We start from the raw sequence: 19,291 nt of genomic DNA, 5'->3' as shown, positions 1-19,291 counted from the left end.
GCGCAGCGGCGACGGGCGTGGTGCTGGCCGCGTCGGCGTGCAGTCTGGAAGGCGCGCGCGGCAACTATGGCACCGGCCCGGACGCGATCATCACCGTCAACGGCGGTGAACCGCAGAACGGTCTGGTGCCCACCAACACCAACGAGAACATGGGCGGTCGCATCGTCGATTCGTTGTTCACGGGGCTGTACAGCTACACCGCGGACGGCACGCCGGTGTTGGCGAACGCGGAGTCCGTGGACACCACCGACAATCAGAACTACACCGTTCACCTCAGACGGGACTGGACCTTCACCGACGGCACCCCGGTACGCGCCGAAAACTACGTCCGCGCATGGAATTTCGGTGCGGCGACCGTCAATGCGCAGCTGCAGCAGAGCTTCTTCTCGCCGATCGAGGGATACGACGCCGTCGCCGCCGAGGGCTCCCGACTGACCGAGATGTCGGGCGTGAAAGTGGTGGACGACCACACCTTCACGGTGCGCCTCACGAGCCCCAACATCGACTTCAAGCTGGGGCTCGGGTTCACGCCGTTCAAGCCGTTGCCCGATGTGTTCTTCACCGAGGGCGCGGCCAAATTCGGCGAGCACCCCGTCGGGAACGGCCCGTACATGCTGAAGGGCCCGGACGCGTGGCTGCACAACGTCAAGCTCGACGTGGTGCGCAACCCGAACTACAAGGGTCCGGACAAGCCGAAGAACGGTGGCCTGAGCTTCATCTTCTACAGCAGCTTCGACACCGCGTACACCGACCTCGAGTCCGGCAACCTCGACGTGCTCGACACGGTGCCGGTGAGTGCGTTGGGCACGTATCAGAAGGTGCTCGGGAAACGGGCGTTGACCAAACCGACCGCCCAGAACTTGCAGCTCGGAATCCCCTACTACCTGCCGCATTTCAGCGGCGAGGAGGGTCGCCTGCGACGCGCGGCGATATCGATGGCGATCAACCGGCCCGAGATCATCAAGGCGATCTTCCGCGGCGCCCGCGGCGCGGCACAGGACTTCACCGCTCGGTCATTACCGGGCTGGGACGCGAACATCCCGGGCAACGATGTGCTGAAGTTCGACCCGGTCAAAGCCAAACAACTGTGGGCGCAGGCTGACGCGATGGCGCCGTGGTCGGGATCGTTCGAGGTCGCGTACAACTCCGACGGCGATCACCAGGTGTGGGTGGACGCGTTGTCGAACCAGTTGAAGAACGCGCTCGGCATCGACGCGCACGGCGCTCCGCAGCCGACGTTCAAGCAGGTCCGGGACGAAATCACCAAGCGGACCATTCGCACCGCATTCCGAAGCGGGTGGCAGGGCGACTATCCGTCGATGATCGAGTTCCTGCAGCCCCAGTTCGTGACCGGCGCGGGCTCCAATGATCCCGTCTACAGCTCACCGGCGTTCGACGCGAAACTGGTCGAGGCCGAACGGGCGCTCGATCCGAATCAGTCGTATGCGCTGGTCAATCAGGCCCAGGCGATCCTGCTGGACGATCTCCCGGTGATCCCGCTCTGGGACTACATCGCGGCGGGCGGCGTCGGGCCGGGTGTCACGGCCCAGCTGACCTGGAACGGTCTGGCCGATTTCACCCAGATCACCAAGGGCGACGACGCCGAGAACACCAAGGGATAACCGATGCTGAGATACGGATTGAGCCGGCTCGGGCAGGTGGTGATCGTGTTCTTCGGCGCCACGTTCCTGATCTATGCGCTCGTCTTCCTGCTGCCCGCCGACCCGATCTCCGCGCTGGGCGGCGGCAAACCCATGTCGCCCGCGCTGATCGGGACGCTGCGCGCGCAGTACCACCTGGACCAGCCGTTCTACCTGCAGTACTGGCACTACATCAGCGGGGTGTTCCGGTTGGACTTCGGCACCTCCTTCTCGGGCCAGCCGGTGTTCGACGTGATGAAACGCGCCTTCCCCGTCACGGTCGACCTCGCGCTCATCGCGCTCGCCGTCGAGGCGGTGTTCGGTGTGACGTTCGGCGTGCTCGCGGGTTTGAACAAGGGCAAGTGGTTCGACACCACGATCCTGATCGTGACGCTCCTCATCGTCGCTGTACCGATCTTCGTGATCGGCTTTGCGGCTCAGTACCTGTTCGGTGTGCGCTGGCAGATCTTCCCCGTCACCGTCGGCGGCCACCTCGACGTCTATCACCTGCTGCTGCCCGGATTCGTGCTCGGTGCGGTGTCGTTCGCATACGTTGTCCGGCTGACCCGTTCGTCGATCGCGGAGAACCTCTCGGCGGACTACGTGCGGACCGCCACAGCGAAGGGGCTGTCCCGCCCGCGGGTGATCCTGGTGCACGTACTCCGCAACTCGCTGATCCCCGTGGTGACGTTTCTCGGCGCCGACCTCGGTGTGCTGATGGGCGGCGCGATCGTGACGGAAGGAATCTTCAACATTCCGGGAGTGGGCGGAACCATCTATCAGGCGGTGATCCGGGGCGAGTCGTCGACCGTCGTGTCTTTCGTGACCGTGCTTGTGCTCATCTACCTGGCGTCCAATGTGGTGGTCGACTTGCTCTACGCCGCCCTCGACCCGAGGATCCGCTATGCCTGAGCCCCAGACGCAACCCACCCTCTACCCCGGTCAGGAGCGTTTCGTCGCGGGCCCGGACGTCGTCAGCGTCGCCGCGATCGACGCGGTCGCCGCCGATGTGGATCCGGCCGGCTTCTGGAAGTCGGCATGGCTGGAGCTGCGCACCAAGCCGGAGTTCATCGTGTCGATGGTGCTGCTGGCCGTGATCGTGGTCATCGTGCTCTTTCCCGGACTGTTCACCAGCCAGGACCCGCATTACGGTTCGCTCGAGCAGTCGCTACTGCCGCCCAGTTCCGCGCACTGGTTCGGGACCGACCGGCAGGGCTACGACATCTACACCCGAACGATCTACGGCGCCCGTGCCTCGGTGGCGGTGGGCGTGCTGACCACGATCGTCGTGGTCCTGATCGGCGGCCTGCTCGGCGCCGTCGCGGGGTTCTTCGGTGGCTGGATCGACTCGGTGATCGCGCGGCTGTCGGACATCTTCTTCGGTATCCCGCTGATCCTCGCGGCGGTGGTCACGATGCAGATGATCAGTTCTCGCACCGTGTTCACGGTGGTGATCGTGCTCGCGATCTTCAGCTGGCCGCAGATCGCGCGCATCGCCCGGTCCGCCGCGATCGCGGTCCGCAACGAGGAGTTCATCACGGCGTCGCGGTCACTGGGCGCGTCCCGGGTGCGCACCCTGTTCACCCACGTCATACCCAACGCGCTGGGCCCGGTGATCGTCGTCGGCACCATCTCGCTGGGCATCTTCATCGTCACCGAGGCGACGCTGTCGTACCTCGGTATCGGACTACCGTCCACGGCGGTGTCGTGGGGCATCGACATCGCGGCCGGGCAGCAATTGCTCCGCGAGGGCACGCCGATCCTGTTCTACCCCGCGGCGGCGCTGGCGATCACCGTGCTCACTTTCATGATGCTCGGTGACGTGCTGCGCGACGCGCTGGACCCGAAGGCGAGGACCCGCTGATGACCCAGATGCCGAACGAGGGCGCCGCGCCGCTGCTCGACATCCGCGACCTGCAGGTCGACTTCCGCGCGCAGGGCAAGTCGGTGCCGGCGGTGCGAGGCGTGAGCCTCACCGTCTACCCAGGGCAGACCGTGGCCATCGTCGGCGAGTCCGGGTCGGGCAAATCGACGACGGCCGCCGCGGTGCTCGGACTGTTGCCGGGGACCGGCAAGGTGACCGGCGGTCAGATCCTGTTCGACGGCCAGGACCTGGCCACCGCGTCGCGCCGCGACTTCGAGAAGATCCGGGGCAGCGGCGTGGGTCTGGTCCCGCAGGACCCCAACACGAACCTGAACCCGGTGTGGCGCGTCGGATTTCAGATCCGCGAAACCTTGCAGGCCAATGGCGCGGCGAAGCGGGGTGACGCGCGCAAACGCGCGATCGCTCTGCTGAGCGAGGCAGGGATGCGCGACGCCGACAAGCGGGTCAATCAGTTCCCGCACGAGTACTCGGGCGGCATGCGCCAGCGGGCGCTGATCGCGATCGGACTCGCGTGCCGGCCCAAGTTGCTGATCGCCGACGAGCCGACCTCGGCCCTGGATGTGACCGTGCAGCGTCAGATCCTGGACCATCTCGAGGAGTTGACCACCGAGCTCGGCACGGCGGTCCTACTGATCACGCACGATCTCGGCCTGGCCGCGGAACGCGCCAGCCACCTTGTCGTTATGTACAAGGGGCGGGTGGTCGAGTCGGGACCCGCCCTACAGATCCTGCAGGACCCGCACCACGAGTACACCAAGCGGCTGGTCCGCGCGGCGCCCTCGTTGGCCGCGCGGCGCGCCGACGGCGAGCTCGTTGGCGACCAGGCGCTGCAGCCCAAGGTCACCGGCACCAGCGCCGAATCCAGCCTGGACGTGTCGTCGGGCCCTCAGGACGTGCTGGTCGCGGCGAACCTGGTCAAGGACTTCCCGATCCGCGGTGCCGTCCCGTTCCGCGGCGGCTCGACCTTTCGTGCCGTGAACGACGTCAGTTTCACCCTGCGGCGCGGGACGACCACCGCGGTGGTCGGCGAGTCCGGCTCGGGAAAGTCGACGGTGGCGCGCATGGTGCTGGGACTCTTGGAAGCTACCTCGGGCACAGTGCATTTCGACGGGCAGGACGTCACCTCGCTGCGCGGCGCGGCAGCGAAGGAGTTCCGCCGCCGCGTGCAGCCGGTGTTCCAAAACCCCTACGGGTCACTCGATCCGATGTACTCCATCTACCGGGCGATCGCCGAGCCGCTGAACATCCATGGCATCGGAGACAAGTCCGCCCGCACCGCCCGGGTGAAGGAACTGCTGGATCTGGTCGCACTGCCGCAGTCGGTCATGCAGCGTTTTCCCAACGAGCTGTCCGGCGGTCAGCGGCAGCGCGTCGCCATCGCCCGCGCGCTCGCCCTCAACCCTGAGGTAGTGGTGTGCGATGAGGCAGTGTCGGCGCTGGACGTCTTGGTGCAGGCGCAGATCCTGACGCTGCTGCGCGATCTGCAGAACGAGCTCGGCCTGAGTTACCTGTTCATCACCCACGACCTGGCGGTGGTGAAGGAGATCGCCCACAACGTCATCGTCATGTCGCGCGGCGAGGTGGTGGATTCCGGACCCACCGATCAGGTGTACGAGAACCCGACGTCCGACTACACCCGAATGCTGATCGACGCGATCCCGGGCGGGACGATCGAGCTTGCCGGCTGATCCTGAGGCCGTGCGGCACAGTCACTCTCGGGATTCTGAATCGCAGGCTTGCGGACGCAGCTAGCCCTGCGGGTAGAAGAGAAACAACACACAACCCGACGCCGACTGTGGAACGTGCCATGATCCCGCCGGTGCGTGCAGGAAAGTCCCTGCGGGATAGTCGTTTACGCCGTCGTTGAACACACCGGAGACGACGTACACCTCCTCTGGCCCTGGACTGTGGTGGTCCTCGTCACCCCATACCGCACCGGGGGCGATGGTCGTCACCGCCGCCTTGGCGCCGTCTTCGCCCTGCCACAGCAGCCGGGCCGTGATGCCTGGGAAGATTTCGACCGGGTCGACGTCGGCCACTGATTTCCAGGCATACCCGGGGGCGTTGGGGCCGAACCAGGCTGCATGTCCCGCGAGTGAGTCCACGGAATGCAAAACCAGGGCTCGCGACGCACTATTCCGACAACCCGAGACTCGGGCTTCGACGCCCCGATTCACCTGGACATGAAGAAGGCCCCCGGAGAGTTCTCCGGGGGCCTTCTCGCTAGTAGCGGGGACAGGATTCGAACCTGCGACCTCTGGGTTATGAGCCCAGCGAGCTACCGAGCTGCTCCACCCCGCGTCGGTGAATACAACGTTACCCAACGCTGCCGAATGAACCAAATCGTATGGTCAGACAGGGTTTTTGCGACTACCTACCGAACTTCCACCAGACGCAGAACTGCCCAACTCCCGAAGGAGTTGGGCAGTTTTGTGACTCGTCCGGACTACTTGGCGTCGCGGTACTTGGCCATGGCGTCGTCGAGCTTCTGCAGCGCGGCACCGTACTGGGCGAAATTGCCGCTCTGCTGGGCCGCACGCATGCCGTCGAGGGCCGCGTTGACATCTTGCAGGGCAGCCGCTTTCGCGGGCGACAGCGTGAGCGGCACGCCAGGTGATTGCACCGCCACCGGCGGGGGCTGCGGTCCCGCGGCCGGCGGCTGGACGGCCCCCGGAACGGCCGCCGGAGGCGGCGTGCCGGCCGGCACATCGGTCGGGGCCGGACCGGTCGCGGTGGCACCGGCACCGGGGCCGAAGATGCCGTTGAGGGCGTCACGGACCGTCGGGCCGTAGCCGACCTTGTCGTTGTACATCATCGCCACGCGGATCAGTCGCGGGTACGACGAGGCCGCGTCACTGGCGCCTGGCGAGGCGTAAACCGGTGCGACATAGAGCAACCCGCCCTGCCCGACCGGCAGCGTCAAGAGATTGCCCCACCGGATCCGGTTCTGGTTGTCCCGGCCGATGACGCCGAGATCCTGGCTGACGGCCGTGTCGGTACTGATCGCGTTGAACGCCAGCTTGGGGCCGTTCACCTGACCCGGGATGGTCAGCACCGTGATCTTGCCGTACGTGGCCGGATCGGAGCTGGCGCTGATGTACGCGGCCAGGAAGTCCCGTCGGAACCGGTTCATCGCCGTGGTCAGCTGGAACGACGACGAATCCCCGCCCGTGGCAAGGTCTTTCGCCACGATGTAGTACGGCGGCTGGAAACTGCTGGCCGTCGGGTTGGGATCGAGCGGCACGTCCCAGAAGTCGGACGTCGAGAAGAACGTCACCGGGTCGTTCACGTGGTACTTGGCCAGCAGCATGCGCTGGACCTTGAACAGGTCCTCGGGGTAGCGCAGGTGCTCGGCGAGTTCCTTGGAGATAGCGGACTTCGGCTTCACGGTGTCCGGGAACACCTTCATCCACGCCTGCAGCACCGGGTCGTGCTCGTCCTGCTCGTACAGCGTGACGGTGCCGTCGTAGGCGTCGACGGTGGCCTTCACCGAGTTCCGGATGTAGGACACCTGCTTGTCCGGCAACATCCGGTTGACCGCAACCTCATTGGAGTCGGCGGTCGCACTCGACAGCGACGTCAACTCCGAGTACGGGTAGTTGTCCAGGGTGGTGTAGCCGTCGACGATCCACACCATGCGCTTGTTGACGATCGCCGGGTAGACGGTCGAATCGGTGGTCAGCCACGGCGCCACCGCCTCGACCCGGTGGGCCGGGTCACGGTTGAACAGAATCTTGCTGTTCGGCCCGATCACGCTGGAGAACAAGAAGTTCCGCTCGGCGAACTTCGCGGCGAAGACCGAACGGGCCAGCCAGTTACCGATGTCCACACCGCCGGTACCACCGTAGGTGTAGTTCTTCGTCTCGGTGTTGGTTTCGTAGTCGTACTCGCGGTCGGCGCCGTTCTTGCCGACGATCGCGTAATCCGATGGTGCACTGGCGATCACCGGACCGAAGTACACGCGCGGCTGATCCAGTGGCGCCGGACCGGGCGAGACGGCCGCGCCGTTGGCGCCGACCACGCTGGCCAGGAACTCCGGGTAGCCGCCGTTCTGGTTGGGGTCGTTGGCGATACCGCGCACCGTGTTGGCGGGCGAGGCGATGAAGCCGTTGCCGTGGGTGTAGACCGAGTGCTTGTTGATCCAGTCGCGCTGGTTGTCGATCAGGCGGTCCGGGTTCAATTCCCGTGCCGCGACGACGAAGTCGCGCAGCTTGCCGTCAGGCCCGTTGTAGCGGTCGATGGACAGCTGGTCCGGGAAGCTGTAGAAGTTCTTGCCCTGCTGGAACTGCGTGAAGGCCGGTCCGACGATGGTCGGGTCGAGCAGCCGGATGTTCGACGTCGTGGCCCGGTCGGCCGCGACCTGCTCGGCGGTGGCGGGCGCGTTGCCGCTGTAGTCACGGTAGGTCACCGAATCGCCCGTCAACCCATATGCGTCGCGCGTCGCCGTGATACTGCGACTGATGTAGTCGCGTTCCTTCTGCGCCGCATTGGGTTTGACGCTGAACTGCTCGACCAGCATGGGCCAGCCGGCCCCGACGATCACCGAGCTCAGCAGCAGCAGGACCAAGCCGATCGCGGGAATCCGCAAGTCCCGCAACACCAGCGCCGAGAAGACGGCCACCGCGCAGATCACCGCGATCGCCAGCAGGATCAGCTTCGCCGGCAGCACCGCGTTGATGTCGGTGTAGCCGGCACCGGTGAACGGCTTGCCGGCACGGGTGTGGCTGAGCAGCTCGTACCGGTCGAACCAGTAGGCAACAGCCTTGAGCAGCACCAGGATTCCCACCAGCGACACCAGCTGCATGCGCGCCGCGCGGCTGAGCGCGCCCTGGCGGCCCGACAACCGGATGCCGCCGAACACGTAGTGGCCCAACAGGTTCCCGACCAGCATCAGGAAGACGCCGACGAACAGGTAGCCGAGCACCAGCCGGTAGAACGGCAGGTCGAACGCGTAGAAGCCCAGGTCCTTACCGAATTCGGGATCGGTGATGCCGAACGAGCCGCCGTGCAGGAACAGCTGCACGCGCACCCAGTAGGTCTGCGCCACGAATCCGGCCAGCAGGCCGATGAACACCGGTACCCCGATGGCGAACAACCGCAGCCGCGACAGAACGGTGGCGCGGTAGCGGGCCACCGGGTCGTTCGGTCCGGACGCCGGCACGAACACCGGACGCGACCGGTACGCCAGTGCCATTCCCCCGAACGCCACGGCGCCGATGAAGACGCCGGCCACCAGGAAGACCACCAGGCGCGTCACCAGCACGGTGCTGAACACCGAGCGGAAACCGATCTCGCCGAACCACAACCAGTCCACGTAGGCGTCGACCAGTCGCGGGCCGACCATCAACAAACCGACGATCAGCAACGCGATCCCGACCAGGATTCGGCTTCGTCGCGTCAGCTTCGGCATCCTCGCCGCAGGCCGCATCCCCACTCGTCAGCTCCAGTCTGTTGAAAAGTCTGTATGAAATCCGAAAAGGCCAGCTTGACCTACGACTCTACGCAACCAGGGGTGATCGCACGCTCAGCAGCGGGGAGGTTCGCCACCAGCGGACACGGTGTGCAGCGCGTCGACGGCACCACTGAGGTTCTCGACCTTGATCAGCCCGAGTCCGTCCAGGTGGGCCGAAGCCGCTTCGGCGCAGTTCTCGGCGGGCACCATGAACACCGTCGCGCCGGCTTCGCGGGCGGCCAGCATCTTGTGCGTGATGCCGCCGATCGGGCCCACCTTGCCGTCGTCGCCGATGGTGCCGGTGCCCGCAACGAACTTGCCGCCGTTGAGGTTTCCGTCGGTCAGCTTGTCGACAACGGCCAGGCTGAACATCAGACCGGCCGACGGGCCACCGATGTTGGCCAGGTTGAAGTCGATGACGAACGGCGCCCACGGCGCGTTGAGCACCGTCGTACCGAGGTAGCCGTAGTCACGGTCCTTGTTGGCGCCCAAAGCGATCGTCGTGACGCCGATCCCGGCGTTCTTGCGCCGGTAGTCGAGCACGACGTGGTCCCCCGGCTTGGTCTTCTTCAGCAGTGCGGTGAACTCTTCGACGTTGGCCACCGGAACGCCGTTGACCGCGTCGATGGCATCGCCGGGACGCAACTGACCGGCCGAGGGCCCGGGATCGGCGACGGCCTGGACCGTCACCGCCTTCGGGTACTTCAGGTAGCTCAACGCCGCGTACTCGGCGTCTTCCTCGGAGTTCTTGAAGTCGGCGTTGTTGGCCTTGTCGACCTGCTCCTTGGACTTGTCCGGCGGGTACACCAGATCGCGCGGCACCAGCTGCTCGCGGCCCGACATCCACAGCGCCAGCGCCTGCCCCAGCGTCAGCCCGTCGCTCTGCGACACCGTCGTCATGTTCAGGTGCCCCGACGTCGGGTGCACCTTGATGTCGCCCTTGATGTCGACGACCTTCTTGCCGTCGACCTCACCGAGCGTGTCGAACGTCGGGCCGGGACCCAGCGAGACGAACGGCACGGTCACCACCGACACCAGCACGACGAACACGATGATCGGCACCAGAGCGACCACGAGCGTAGAAATCCGCCTGTTCACGCCGCCAACAGTAAAGCTCGTGGCTCAGTTCGCTGACAGCATGACCCGCGAAGCGACCCGAGGCCCGGGCTGGCAGTACCGTTGACGGTATGGCTGACCTGCCTTTCGGCTTCTCCAGCGGCGACGACCCCGACCGCGACAAATCCAAGAAAGAGCCTGGACCTGGCTCTTCCGGTGGCTCGTCGGACCCGTTCGGGTTCGGCAACGCGTTCGGCGGCCCCGGCGGCGCCGGCATGCCCGACCTCGGCCAGATTTTCACCCAGCTCGGCGCGATGTTCAGCGGCGCGGGCGCCTCGATGAACAACCCGCAGTCCGGCCCGGTGAACTACGACCTGGCCCGCAAGCTGGCGTCGAACTCGATCGGGTTCGTCAAGCCGGTGCCCGAGCAGACCGCGACGGCCATCTCCGACGCCGTGCACCTTGCGGAGACCTGGCTCGATGGCGTCACCGCCCTGCCGGCCGGCACCACCCGCGCGGTGGCATGGACGCCGAGCGACTGGCTCGACAACACCCTCAACACCTGGAAGCGACTGTGCGACCCGGTCGCCGAGCAGCTGTCGACCGTGTGGGTGTCGGCGCTGCCCGAGGAGGCCAAAGCGATGGCCGGCCCGCTGCTGGCGATGATGTCGCAGATGGGCGGCATGGCGTTCGGCTCGCAGCTGGGCCAGGCGCTGGGGACGCTGTCCAAGGAGGTGCTGACGTCGACCGACATCGGCCTGCCGCTGGGGCCGTCCGGCGTCGCCGCGCTGATGCCCGAGGCAGTCGAGGCGTTCGGCGAAGGCCTCGAGCAGCCGCGCAGCGAGGTGCTGACGTTCCTCGCGGCGCGTGAGGCTGCCCACCACCGCCTGTTCAGCCACGTGCCGTGGCTGGCCAGCCAGCTGCTCAGCGCCGTCGAAGCCTTCGCCAAGGGCATGAAGATCGACATGAGCGGTTTCGAGGAAATGGCCTCCGGCCTGGACCCGGCGTCGCTGATGGGCGACCCCGGCGCCATGGAGAAGCTGCTGAGCCAGGGCATGTTCGAGCCGAAGGCCACCCCCGAGCAGGCGGCGGCGCTCGAACGGCTCGAGACGCTGCTGGCGCTCATCGAGGGCTGGGTGCAGACCGTCGTCACCGCCGCACTCGGTGAGCGGCTGCCCGGCACGTCGGCGCTGAGCGAGACGCTGCGTCGTCGTCGCGCCACCGGCGGGCCGGCCGAGCAGACCTTCGCAACCCTCGTGGGCCTGGAACTGCGGCCGCGCAAGATGCGCGAGGCCGCCACGCTGTGGGAGAAGCTGACCGACGCCGTCGGCGCCGACAAGCGCGACGCCGTCTGGCAGCACCCCGACCTGCTGCCCGGCGCAGCCGATCTCGACGAGCCCGCAGCCTTCATCGACCGGGCACTCGGCGGCGACACCTCGGACCTGGACCAGGCGCTGGCCGACCTGGAAAAGGACCTCAAGCGGGACTCGGGAGACGACCCAGCCGAGAGCTGAGCGTGCCTGTGGATAACTGATTCGCCGAATCGGCGTGCTGTTGGCACAGTTGGGCCATGACCACGTCTCGTCAGACCCTGAACCCGGCCATGCCGGTGTTGCAGCGGCCTGACGGGACGGTGCAGCTCGGCTGGGACCCGCGGCGCGCCATCGGCATTCGGCCACCGGACGGGTTGACGGTCGGTGACCTGGCGGACCTGCTGCGCGGTATGCAGAGCGGCGTCGACGCCGAGAGCAGCCAGGCGCTCGCGCTGGCGGCCGGGCTGACCGACGTCGACGGCTGGACCGGCTTGGTCGACGCCCTGAACTCAGCGGGACTGTTACAGACGGCGCCGGATACCGGCCGGCGACCGGTATCGGTACGCATTCACGGCAGCGGTCCCCTCGCGGACCTGTTGGCCGGCGCCTTGAATTGTTCCGGAACCCGGGTGCGCACCAGCCGATTCGGCCACGTGGCCGTCACGCGGGACGCCGCCGATCTGGTGGTGCTGTCCGATTTCCTGGTCGCCGACCGCCGTCTGGTGCGCGACCTGCACCGCGCCGGGGTCCCGCATCTGCCGGTGCGGATCCGGGATGGCACCGGGCTGATCGGTCCCCTCGTTTTGCCCGGGGCGACGAGCTGCCTGAACTGTGCCGACCTCCACCGCAGCGACCGCGACGCGTCGTGGCCGGTGCTGGCCGCCCAGCTGGAGGGCACCGTCGGCAGCGGCGACCGTGCCACCGTGCTCGCCACCGCGGCGGTGGCGCTCAACCAGGTGGACCGGGTGATCGACGCGATCCGCGGCGGCGGGAGCCGCATAGAGCCACCGCCGACGCTCGATGCCACGCTCGAATTCGACATCGGCTCGCGGACCACCGTGGTGCGCCGGTGGTCGCGTCATCCGTTGTGTGACTGGTGCGATCGACTTTCGTGACAACACGCGTTGCCATGTCGCTGCCGTGCACTCAGCAACGTCATGGATGATGTGAATGTGGCTGATATCAAACGGGGCAGTGTGGCACGCAACGCGAAGCTCGCCGGTCTGGCCGGCGGCATGGCGGGACGGGCGGCGCTGGGCTTGGGCAAGCGCCTGGCGGGCAAGTCCAAGGACGAGGTGACCGCCGAGCTGATGGACAAGGCGGCCAACCAGCTGTTCACCGTGCTGGGCGAGCTCAAGGGCGGCGCGATGAAGGTCGGCCAGGCCCTGTCGGTGATGGAGGCCGCGATACCCGAGCAGTACGGCAAGCCGTACCGCGAGGCGCTGACCAAGCTGCAGCGCGAAGCCCCGCCCCTGCCGGCCGCCAAGGTGCACCGCGTACTCGACGCACAGCTGGGCACCAAATGGCGCGACCGCTTCCAGTCCTTCGACGACACCCCGGTCGCGTCGGCCAGCATCGGGCAGGTACACAAGGCCGTCTGGTCCGACGGTCGCGAGGTCGCCGTCAAAATCCAGTACCCCGGCGCCGACGAGGCGCTGCGCGCCGACCTGAAGACCATTCAGCGTCTGGTCGGCGTCTTCAAGCAGCTGGCGCCCGGCGCCGACGTCCAGGGCGTCGTCGACGAACTGATCGACCGCACCGAGATGGAGCTGGACTACCGGCTGGAGGCCGACAACCAGCGCGCCTTCGCCAAGGCGTACGCCGGGCACCCGCATTTCAAGGTGCCGGCGATCGTGGCCAGCGCGCCGAAGGTCGTCATCGCCGAGTGGATGGACGGCATCCCGATGTCGGTGATCATCCGGGAGGGCACCGTCGAACAGCGCGACCTGATGGGTACCCGCCTGTCGGAGCTGACATTCGATGCGCCGGCGCGCCTGGAGATCATGCACGGGGACACCCACCCCGGGAATTTCATGCTGCTGCCCGACGGCCGCATGGGCGTCATCGACTTCGGCGCGGTGGCGCCGCTGCCCGGTGGGCTGCCGACCGCGATCGGCGAGATGATCAGCCTGGCGCGGGACAAGAACTACGAGAAGCTGCTGCCGGTGATGGAGGATGCCGGGTTCATCCAGCCGGGCGAAGAGGTCCCGATCTTCGAGGTCGACAACATGCTGCGGCAGTACGTCGAGCCGATCCAGAGCGATGTCTTCCACTACACGCGGCGCTGGATCATGAAAATGGCTGCGGGCCAGTTGGACAACGGCGTGAACCAGATCAAGATGGCCCGTCAGCTCGACATGCCGCCGAACCTGGTCATTCCGCTGCGCGTGATCGCATCGACCGTGGCGATCTGCTGTCAGCTGGACGCCCACGTCCCCGTGAAAGCCATTGCCACGGAACTGGTTCCGGGCTTCACGCCGTAATCAACGGCGGTTACGCGGCCGCTCGGCGCCGACGAGCGGCCGCGTAATGCACGCCAAACACGGTGTGTCGGTGTACAAACACGGCCGCTCGCGGTTGGTGCCCCCCAAGGTTTGGCCGCGGGGTCATGCCGCGACGACGTCCTTACGCGGACGACCGCGCGGACGCTTGCGTGCGATGACGGCACCCCGTTCGAGGATCTCCCCGCCCCAAACACCCCACGGCTCTTCACGTTCCAGCGCCTCGTTGAGGCACTGGAGCCGGATCGGGCAGTCGGCGCACAGCGCCTTCGCCTGTTCCAGCTGAGTGGGGTTGTCAGCGAACCACATATCGGGGTCGCCGACATGACATGGCACCGCCAGCCTTTGTCGGCAAGTCTGGCTAGTCATGTCCTCATCACCTACTTCCTGGTCGTCTTGCGTCTCATCTGTCTGATGGATCGGTGACCAGGTGGTGGTTTTGAGGTTGTGCCCCAAAAACTTTGGCCACGGATCCGGTGGTTTCGGGTCCGTGGCCAGGTTTTGGCTGTTGTAGGCGCTACCTAAGTAGTGCCTCGCTTCACGGACGCGAAGGTCTTGGCGTTGCGCTTGCGCTGCGGGATGTCGGCGACATGTCCAGCCGTCGCGAGACGTGCCGCCGGCATAGCGGCGGCTGCAGCGACAGCGGGAACAGCGGGGACGTCGACGATCTGATGCCAACCGGCGCCGACGCGCGATACCGCCTCATAGGCGGCAGCGGTCAACGGCGCACGGGAACCAGAGACAGCGAGGACAGCGCCACGGGACGCATCAAAACTGATCATCGGGGCCACCTCCTCAGCGGTCGACTGCGGATTCGCACGGTGCGAATTCGCGGGATTTCGTTGCGGCTTCGAGGCTAGACGTTACCACCAAAATCAGGCAAGCGATTTTTTGACCAGCAGTTTTGGCGCAATTTGCGTCATGTTTGGCGCAATTTAGTGGGGCTAACGGGACGCGTTCACCAACGCCAGCACATCGGGTCCGTATTGCTCCAGCTTGCGCGCACCGATCCCGGGAATGGCCACCAGTGCGGCATTGTCGGCCGGCAGGGCCTCGGCGATCGCGATCAGGGTGTTGTCGGTGAACACCACATAAGCGGGCACCTTCATCTCCTGCGCGGTACGCAGGCGCCACTCCTTGAGCCGGCCGAGCAGCTCCTCGTCCAGGTTCGACGGGCACGATTCGCAGCGCCGCAACAGGATCGCGGTCGACGACGTCAACGCCGCGTTGCAAACCCGGCAGCGCGGCGCCGGACCCCGTTTACGTTGCGGCTGTTGGGGTTCCCGTCGACTCTGCGGTGTCAGCCCGTTGAGGAACCGCGAGGGCTTGCGGCTCTGCCGTCCGCCGGCGGCCCGAGCGAGCGCCCACGAAATCGTCAAATGCACTCTGGCCCTGGTGATTCCGACGTAGAAGAGGCGGCGCTCCTCCTCGACGGGTTCGCTGTCCGCGCCGTGTGACAGCGCGTGCGAGATGGGCAGCGTGCCGTCGACCAGGCCGACCAGGAACACCGCGTCCCACTCCAGGCCCTTGGCGGCGTGCAGCGACGCCAGCGTGACGCCCTGCACCACCGGTGGGTGCCGCGAATCGGCGCGCTGGCGCAGCTCGACGAGCAGGCCCTGCAGGTCCAGGTTGGGACGCACCGCGACTTCCTGCTCGACCAATTCGACCAAGGCCAACAACGCATCCCAGCGTTCCCGGGCCTTGGTACCGGCCGGCGGCTCGGCCGTCAGGCCCAGCGGTTCCAGCAGATCCCGGACCAGCTGCGGCAGCTCGACACCGGCGACGTCACCCTGGTGTCCCGCGGCGCGCTGCAACGCCAGCAACGACTGCCGAATCTCCTGGCGGCTGAAGAAGCCCTCACCGCCGCGCACCTGGAACGCCACCCCGGCCGCGGTGAGCGCTTCCTCGTACACCTCGGACTGCGCGTTGATGCGGTACAGCACGGCGATTTCCGAAGGGGCCGTACCGGATTGGATGAGCTTCTTGATGGCGGCGGCGACGGCGTTGGCCTCGGCGACCTCGTCGGGATGTTCCCGGAACACCGGCTTGGGCCCCGGATCGCGCTGACCGATGAGCTGCAACCGGCTGGCCGCCATCCGGCCGGACGCCGCCGAGATCACCTGATTGGCCAGCGACACCACCTGCGGCGTGCTGCGGTAGTCGCGCTCCAGCCGGATCAGCGCCGCATCGGGGAACCTCCGCGAGAAGTCGAGGAGGTATTGCGGGGTGGCGCCGGTGAACGAGTAGATGGTCTGGTTGGCGTCACCGACCACCGTCAGGTCGTCGCGCTCCCCCACCCAGGCGTTGAGCACGCGCTGCTGCAGCGGGGTGACGTCCTGGTACTCGTCGACGACGAAGCAGCGGTAACGGTCGCGGAATTCGCCGGCGACGGCGTCGTCGTTCTCGATGGCGGCGGCGGTGTGCAGCAGCAGATCATCGAAATCCAGCAGTGCCGATCCGTCGCGCCGGGCCTTGAGGCCCTCGTACCCGGCATAGACCGCGGCGACCTTGGCGGCGTCGAACGGGATGTCCCGCTCGATCTTGGCGACCTGCTCCGGGTAGAGCTCAGGACTGATCAGGGACGACTTGGCCCATTCGATCTCCCCGGCCAGGTCGCGCACGTCGTCGGTACTGGCCTGGATGCCCGCCCGGTTGGCCGCCTGCGCGACGACCGCGAACTTGCTGTCGAGCAGCTCCCAGCCGGTGTCGCCGACCACCCGCGGCCAGAAGTACCGCAGTTGCCGCAGTGCCGCGGCGTGGAACGTCATGGCCTGGACGGCCCCGGTGCCTTGTGCCCCGTCGATCTCGTTTTCCAGGCTGCGAAGCCGGCCGCGCATCTCGCCCGCGGCGCGCTGGGTGAACGTCACGGCCAGCACCTGACTCGGCGCGACGTGGCCGGCGGCGACGAGATACGCGATGCGGCGCGTGATGGTGCGGGTCTTGCCCGTGCCGGCGCCGGCCAGCACACATACCGGGCCGCGGGGCGCGAGGACGGCCTCACGCTGTTCGTCGTCGAGGTCCTCGAGGAGCGTGGACGGCGGGGCCTCGGCTGGCATGGCCTCCATCATGGCAGCCGGGTGTGACATACGAGGCACCGCCAGGCGGCATTACCCGGCGATCGGATACGTTGAGTCGCGTTATGAGTGCACTGATCATGTACAGCACGACCTGGTGCGGCTACTGCAAGCGGCTCAAGACCGCGCTGAAGGCCGAAGGCATCTCCTACACCGAGATCGACATCGAGCAGGACCCGGCGGCCGCCGAGTTCGTCGGTTCGGTCAACAACGGCAACCATGTGGTTCCGACGGTGAAGTTCCCCGACGGCTCGACGCTGACCAACCCCAGCATCAAGGACGTCAAAGCCAAGCTGAATTAGTGATTTGTGCACGATTTTCCGCGCCGAGCGCGGATTTTCGTGCACAAATCACTGAGCCGCCCAGGATTCGATGATCTCCCGGGCGATCGAGATCGAGCCGGGCAGCAGCAGCCGGGTGTCCGACGTGCTGTTCCAGTCGCCGTGCTCGAGGGCTTCGCGCACCTCGGCGCGGGTGAACCAGTCGGCCTCGGCGATCTCACCGTCGTTGAACGAGAACGGCTGCTCCCGATCGCCGATGGCGTGGAAGCCGACCATCAGCGAGCGCGGGAACGGCCAGGGCTGGCTGCCCAGGTACTTGACGTCGGTGACGGTCAGGCCGATCTCCTCGGAGATCTCGCGCACCACGCAGGACTCGAACGACTCGCCGGCCTCGACGAAACCGGCCAGCAGTGAGAACAGCCGCTCGGGCCAGTTCGTCTGCCGGGCCAGCACGGCGCGGTCGTGGCCGTCGTGCACCAGGCAGATGATCGCCGGGTCGATGCGCGGGAACTCCTCGTGGCCGCCGATGCTGTTGACCCGCGCCCAACCGCCCTTTACGGGCTTCGTGGGCGCGCCGTCGATGGCGCTGAAGCGGGCGCTGTCATGCCAGTTCAGCAGTGCCGTCGCCGTGGAGACGAGCTGGGCGCTGATGTCGTCGAAGATGGTCCCGGCCCGGCGCAGGTCGAGCACCTCGACAGGCGCGTCCGTCCCGCCCGTCGGCTCTTCCAGTGCGGCGCGCACGCCCCACACGTGGCGGCCGTCGGGCATCCGGCCCAGGAACACCGCGTGCTCGTCGGGCTTGTCGCCGAGTTCCGCCGCGCGCCCGAGCACCACCTGGCCGCCGGAGATCAACACCTGATTGCGACGATCCACGCGCAGCAGCAGCGCGTCCTTCCAGCCGGCGATCGCGGCGTCGACGTCGGTGCGCAGCGTGTCGGCCCGGTCGGCGCCGACGCGGGACAGCAGCGGGACGTTACGCAGGGTGAAATCGCTCATCGCGGTTACCGTTCGACTTCGGCGTTGCGGATGTAGAGCAGCCGGTCCCCGGCCGCCAGGGCGTCGACCTCAGGGGCGTCGACTCGCAGCAGCCGGCCGTCGCGCACCACCCCGAGCACGATGTCGGTCAGGTGCCGCGGCGAGCCGCCGAGCTCCTTGACCTCGACCTCCCGTTCGGAGATCGCGAAGCCGGCGTCGGGGGTGAGCAGGTCTTCGACCATCTCGACGACGCTCGGGGTCTGGGTCGCGATGCCCAGCAGCCGGCCGGCGGTCTCCGAGGACACAACCGTCGAGTCGGCGCCGGATTGCCGTAGCAGGTGCTGGTTCTCGGCCTCGCGGGCCGAGGCGACGATCTTGGCCTTGGGTGCCACCTCACGGGCGGTCAGCGTGACCAGCACGGCGGTGGCGTCCTTGTCGGTCGCGACCACGATGGACTTCGCATGCTGGGCCCCGGCCAGGCGCAGCACCTCCGACTTGGTGGCGTCGCCGACCACGGTGACCAGTCCGGCGGCGCGCGCCCGGTCCAGTGCCGCCGGGTTCTCGTCGACGACGACGATGTCTCCGGGTGCGACCTCGTCACCGACCATGGCCTGGACCGCGGTGCGGCCCTTGGTCCCGTAACCGACGACGATGGTGTGGTTGCGCACGGTGCTCCTCCATCGCTGAATCTTCAAGGCTTGACGAGACTGCGTGGTCAGCGTCTCGACGGTCGTACCGATGAGCACGATCAGGAACGCGATCCGCATGGGCGTGATCACCAGGACGTTCACCAGGCGCGCGCTCGGGGTGAGCGGCGTGATGTCGCCATAGCCGGTGGTCGACAGCGACACCGTCGCGTAGTAGATGCAGTCCAGGAGCGACATCTCGTTCTCCTGGGCGTCGCGGTAGCCGTCGCGATCGAGGTACACGACGAGCACCGCGGCGGCGAGCACCAGCAACGCGTAGATGACGCGGCGCACGATCCGGCGGATCGGACTGACGAACGCTTCCGGAATCTGCAGCACATCAACCAGATCCGCGTTCTGGCGGCTCGTGAGGTTCTGTTCCATCGCGGCCATGCGCCGCGACAACCTAACGCGAGCCATGCGACTCC

At 67.0% G+C, this 19,291-nt stretch carries 16 protein-coding genes and 1 tRNA gene; 8 read left to right on the top strand and 9 right to left on the bottom strand.

Features of this window, described 5'->3' with window-relative positions; genetic code table 11:
• Nucleotides 1-17 precede the first annotated feature (17 nt).
• From BR47_RS0117170 to BR47_RS0117155, 4 genes are read left to right on the top strand one after another with little or no spacing between them, the layout of a single operon-like run.
• On the top strand, nucleotides 18-1,622 hold the full coding sequence (locus tag BR47_RS0117170; protein ID WP_029120261.1) for an ABC transporter substrate-binding protein: 1,605 nt from the start codon (nucleotides 18-20) through the stop codon (nucleotides 1,620-1,622).
• Between the two features lie 3 nt (nucleotides 1,623-1,625).
• Nucleotides 1,626-2,552, top strand: coding sequence for an ABC transporter permease (locus tag BR47_RS0117165; protein WP_029120260.1), 927 nt, complete (start codon nucleotides 1,626-1,628; stop codon nucleotides 2,550-2,552).
• Entirely contained in the window at nucleotides 2,545-3,504 is a 960-nt protein-coding gene (locus tag BR47_RS0117160) for an ABC transporter permease (protein ID WP_029120259.1), read from the top strand. Before BR47_RS0117165 ends, BR47_RS0117160 begins: the two co-directional genes overlap by 8 nt.
• Nucleotides 3,504-5,213, top strand: coding sequence for a dipeptide ABC transporter ATP-binding protein (locus tag BR47_RS0117155; protein WP_029120258.1), 1,710 nt, complete (start codon nucleotides 3,504-3,506; stop codon nucleotides 5,211-5,213). Before BR47_RS0117160 ends, BR47_RS0117155 begins: the two co-directional genes overlap by 1 nt.
• 60 nt (nucleotides 5,214-5,273) lie before the next feature.
• Here the strand turns inward: BR47_RS0117155 and BR47_RS0117150 are convergent, their stop codons facing one another.
• The 4 genes from BR47_RS0117150 to BR47_RS0117135 form a co-directional block, all read right to left on the bottom strand.
• Complete coding sequence (locus BR47_RS0117150) at nucleotides 5,274-5,630, bottom strand: cupin domain-containing protein (RefSeq protein WP_036427505.1); 357 nt, start codon at nucleotides 5,628-5,630, stop codon at nucleotides 5,274-5,276.
• 122 nt (nucleotides 5,631-5,752) lie between these two features.
• Nucleotides 5,753-5,826: transfer RNA gene (locus tag BR47_RS0117145), tRNA-Met, on the bottom strand.
• Nucleotides 5,827-5,971: 145 nt separating this feature from the next.
• Entirely contained in the window at nucleotides 5,972-8,959 is a 2,988-nt protein-coding gene (locus tag BR47_RS0117140) for a UPF0182 family protein (RefSeq protein WP_036421044.1), read from the bottom strand.
• 90 nt (nucleotides 8,960-9,049) lie between these two features.
• Entirely contained in the window at nucleotides 9,050-10,075 is a 1,026-nt protein-coding gene (locus tag BR47_RS0117135; RefSeq protein WP_029120256.1) for a YlbL family protein, read from the bottom strand.
• An 89-nt stretch (nucleotides 10,076-10,164) separates the two neighbouring features.
• On the opposite strand from BR47_RS0117135, the gene BR47_RS0117130 reads away from it, so the two are divergent.
• The 3 genes from BR47_RS0117130 to BR47_RS0117120 are packed head-to-tail and all read left to right on the top strand — an operon-like array spanning nucleotide 10,165 to nucleotide 13,829.
• The gene (locus tag BR47_RS0117130; protein ID WP_029120255.1) at nucleotides 10,165-11,547 is read left to right on the top strand and encodes a zinc-dependent metalloprotease; all 1,383 of its coding nucleotides are present in this window, start codon (nucleotides 10,165-10,167) and stop codon (nucleotides 11,545-11,547) included.
• Between the two features lie 56 nt (nucleotides 11,548-11,603).
• Nucleotides 11,604-12,461, top strand: a complete 858-nt coding sequence (locus BR47_RS0117125; protein WP_029120254.1) for a cyclodehydratase — start codon at nucleotides 11,604-11,606, stop codon at nucleotides 12,459-12,461.
• Between the two features lie 42 nt (nucleotides 12,462-12,503).
• Nucleotides 12,504-13,829, top strand: a complete 1,326-nt coding sequence (locus BR47_RS0117120) for a macrolide-binding ATPase MABP-1 (RefSeq protein WP_020102997.1) — start codon at nucleotides 12,504-12,506, stop codon at nucleotides 13,827-13,829.
• Nucleotides 13,830-13,952: 123 nt separating this feature from the next.
• Here BR47_RS0117120 and BR47_RS32685 read toward each other — a convergent pair whose 3' ends face one another.
• From BR47_RS32685 to BR47_RS0117110, 3 genes are all read right to left on the bottom strand, one after another.
• Complete coding sequence (locus tag BR47_RS32685) at nucleotides 13,953-14,216, bottom strand: WhiB family transcriptional regulator (protein ID WP_029105582.1); 264 nt, start codon at nucleotides 14,214-14,216, stop codon at nucleotides 13,953-13,955.
• A 152-nt stretch (nucleotides 14,217-14,368) separates the two neighbouring features.
• Nucleotides 14,369-14,629, bottom strand: coding sequence for a hypothetical protein (locus BR47_RS33160; RefSeq protein ID WP_020102995.1), 261 nt, complete (start codon nucleotides 14,627-14,629; stop codon nucleotides 14,369-14,371).
• A gap of 162 nt (nucleotides 14,630-14,791) precedes the next feature.
• Nucleotides 14,792-16,903 (bottom strand): ATP-dependent DNA helicase UvrD2, encoded by a 2,112-nt coding sequence (locus tag BR47_RS0117110; RefSeq protein WP_177127316.1) that lies wholly within the window; start codon nucleotides 16,901-16,903, stop codon nucleotides 14,792-14,794.
• An 83-nt stretch (nucleotides 16,904-16,986) separates the two neighbouring features.
• Here BR47_RS0117110 and mrx1 point away from each other — a divergent pair, with 83 nt between their 5' ends.
• On the top strand, nucleotides 16,987-17,223 hold the full coding sequence (gene mrx1 / locus BR47_RS0117105) for a mycoredoxin Mrx1 (protein WP_020102993.1): 237 nt from the start codon (nucleotides 16,987-16,989) through the stop codon (nucleotides 17,221-17,223).
• Between the two features lie 48 nt (nucleotides 17,224-17,271).
• On the opposite strand, the gene nudC is transcribed toward mrx1, so the two are convergent.
• Both nudC and BR47_RS0117095 read right to left on the bottom strand, forming a co-directional pair.
• Nucleotides 17,272-18,198, bottom strand: coding sequence for an NAD(+) diphosphatase (nudC, locus tag BR47_RS0117100; protein ID WP_029120252.1), 927 nt, complete (start codon nucleotides 18,196-18,198; stop codon nucleotides 17,272-17,274).
• A gap of 5 nt (nucleotides 18,199-18,203) precedes the next feature.
• Nucleotides 18,204-19,283, bottom strand: a complete 1,080-nt coding sequence (locus BR47_RS0117095; RefSeq protein WP_029105580.1) for a potassium channel family protein — start codon at nucleotides 19,281-19,283, stop codon at nucleotides 18,204-18,206.
• Nucleotides 19,284-19,291: the final 8 nt, after the last annotated feature.

It is taken from the genome of Mycobacterium sp. UNC410CL29Cvi84 (assembly GCF_000686745.1).
GTDB lineage: Bacteria > Actinomycetota > Actinomycetes > Mycobacteriales > Mycobacteriaceae > Mycobacterium > Mycobacterium mucogenicum_B.
The sequence above is the reverse complement of the archived record's forward strand: the minus strand, read 5'-3'. Positions and strand labels throughout refer to the sequence as shown.

Bases quoted from the DNA above. Each gene is read 5' to 3' on its own strand.
- BR47_RS32685 (WP_029105582.1), bottom strand. From the start codon at position 14,216: ATGACTAGCCAGACTTGCCGACAAAGGCTGGCGGTGCCATGTCATGTC.
- nudC (WP_029120252.1), bottom strand. From the start codon at position 18,198: ATGAGCGATTTCACCCTGCGTAACGTCCCGCTGCTGTCCCGCGTCGGC.
- mrx1 (WP_020102993.1), top strand. From the start codon at position 16,987: ATGAGTGCACTGATCATGTACAGCACGACCTGGTGCGGCTACTGCAAG.
- BR47_RS0117155 (WP_029120258.1), top strand. From the start codon at position 3,504: ATGACCCAGATGCCGAACGAGGGCGCCGCGCCGCTGCTCGACATCCGC.
- BR47_RS0117160 (WP_029120259.1), top strand. From the start codon at position 2,545: ATGCCTGAGCCCCAGACGCAACCCACCCTCTACCCCGGTCAGGAGCGT.
- BR47_RS0117110 (WP_177127316.1), bottom strand. From the start codon at position 16,903: ATGCCAGCCGAGGCCCCGCCGTCCACGCTCCTCGAGGACCTCGACGAC.
- BR47_RS0117125 (WP_029120254.1), top strand. From the start codon at position 11,604: ATGACCACGTCTCGTCAGACCCTGAACCCGGCCATGCCGGTGTTGCAG.
- BR47_RS0117120 (WP_020102997.1), top strand. From the start codon at position 12,504: ATGGATGATGTGAATGTGGCTGATATCAAACGGGGCAGTGTGGCACGC.
- BR47_RS0117165 (WP_029120260.1), top strand. From the start codon at position 1,626: ATGCTGAGATACGGATTGAGCCGGCTCGGGCAGGTGGTGATCGTGTTC.
- BR47_RS0117130 (WP_029120255.1), top strand. From the start codon at position 10,165: ATGGCTGACCTGCCTTTCGGCTTCTCCAGCGGCGACGACCCCGACCGC.
- BR47_RS0117095 (WP_029105580.1), bottom strand. From the start codon at position 19,283: ATGGCTCGCGTTAGGTTGTCGCGGCGCATGGCCGCGATGGAACAGAAC.
- BR47_RS33160 (WP_020102995.1), bottom strand. From the start codon at position 14,629: ATGATCAGTTTTGATGCGTCCCGTGGCGCTGTCCTCGCTGTCTCTGGT.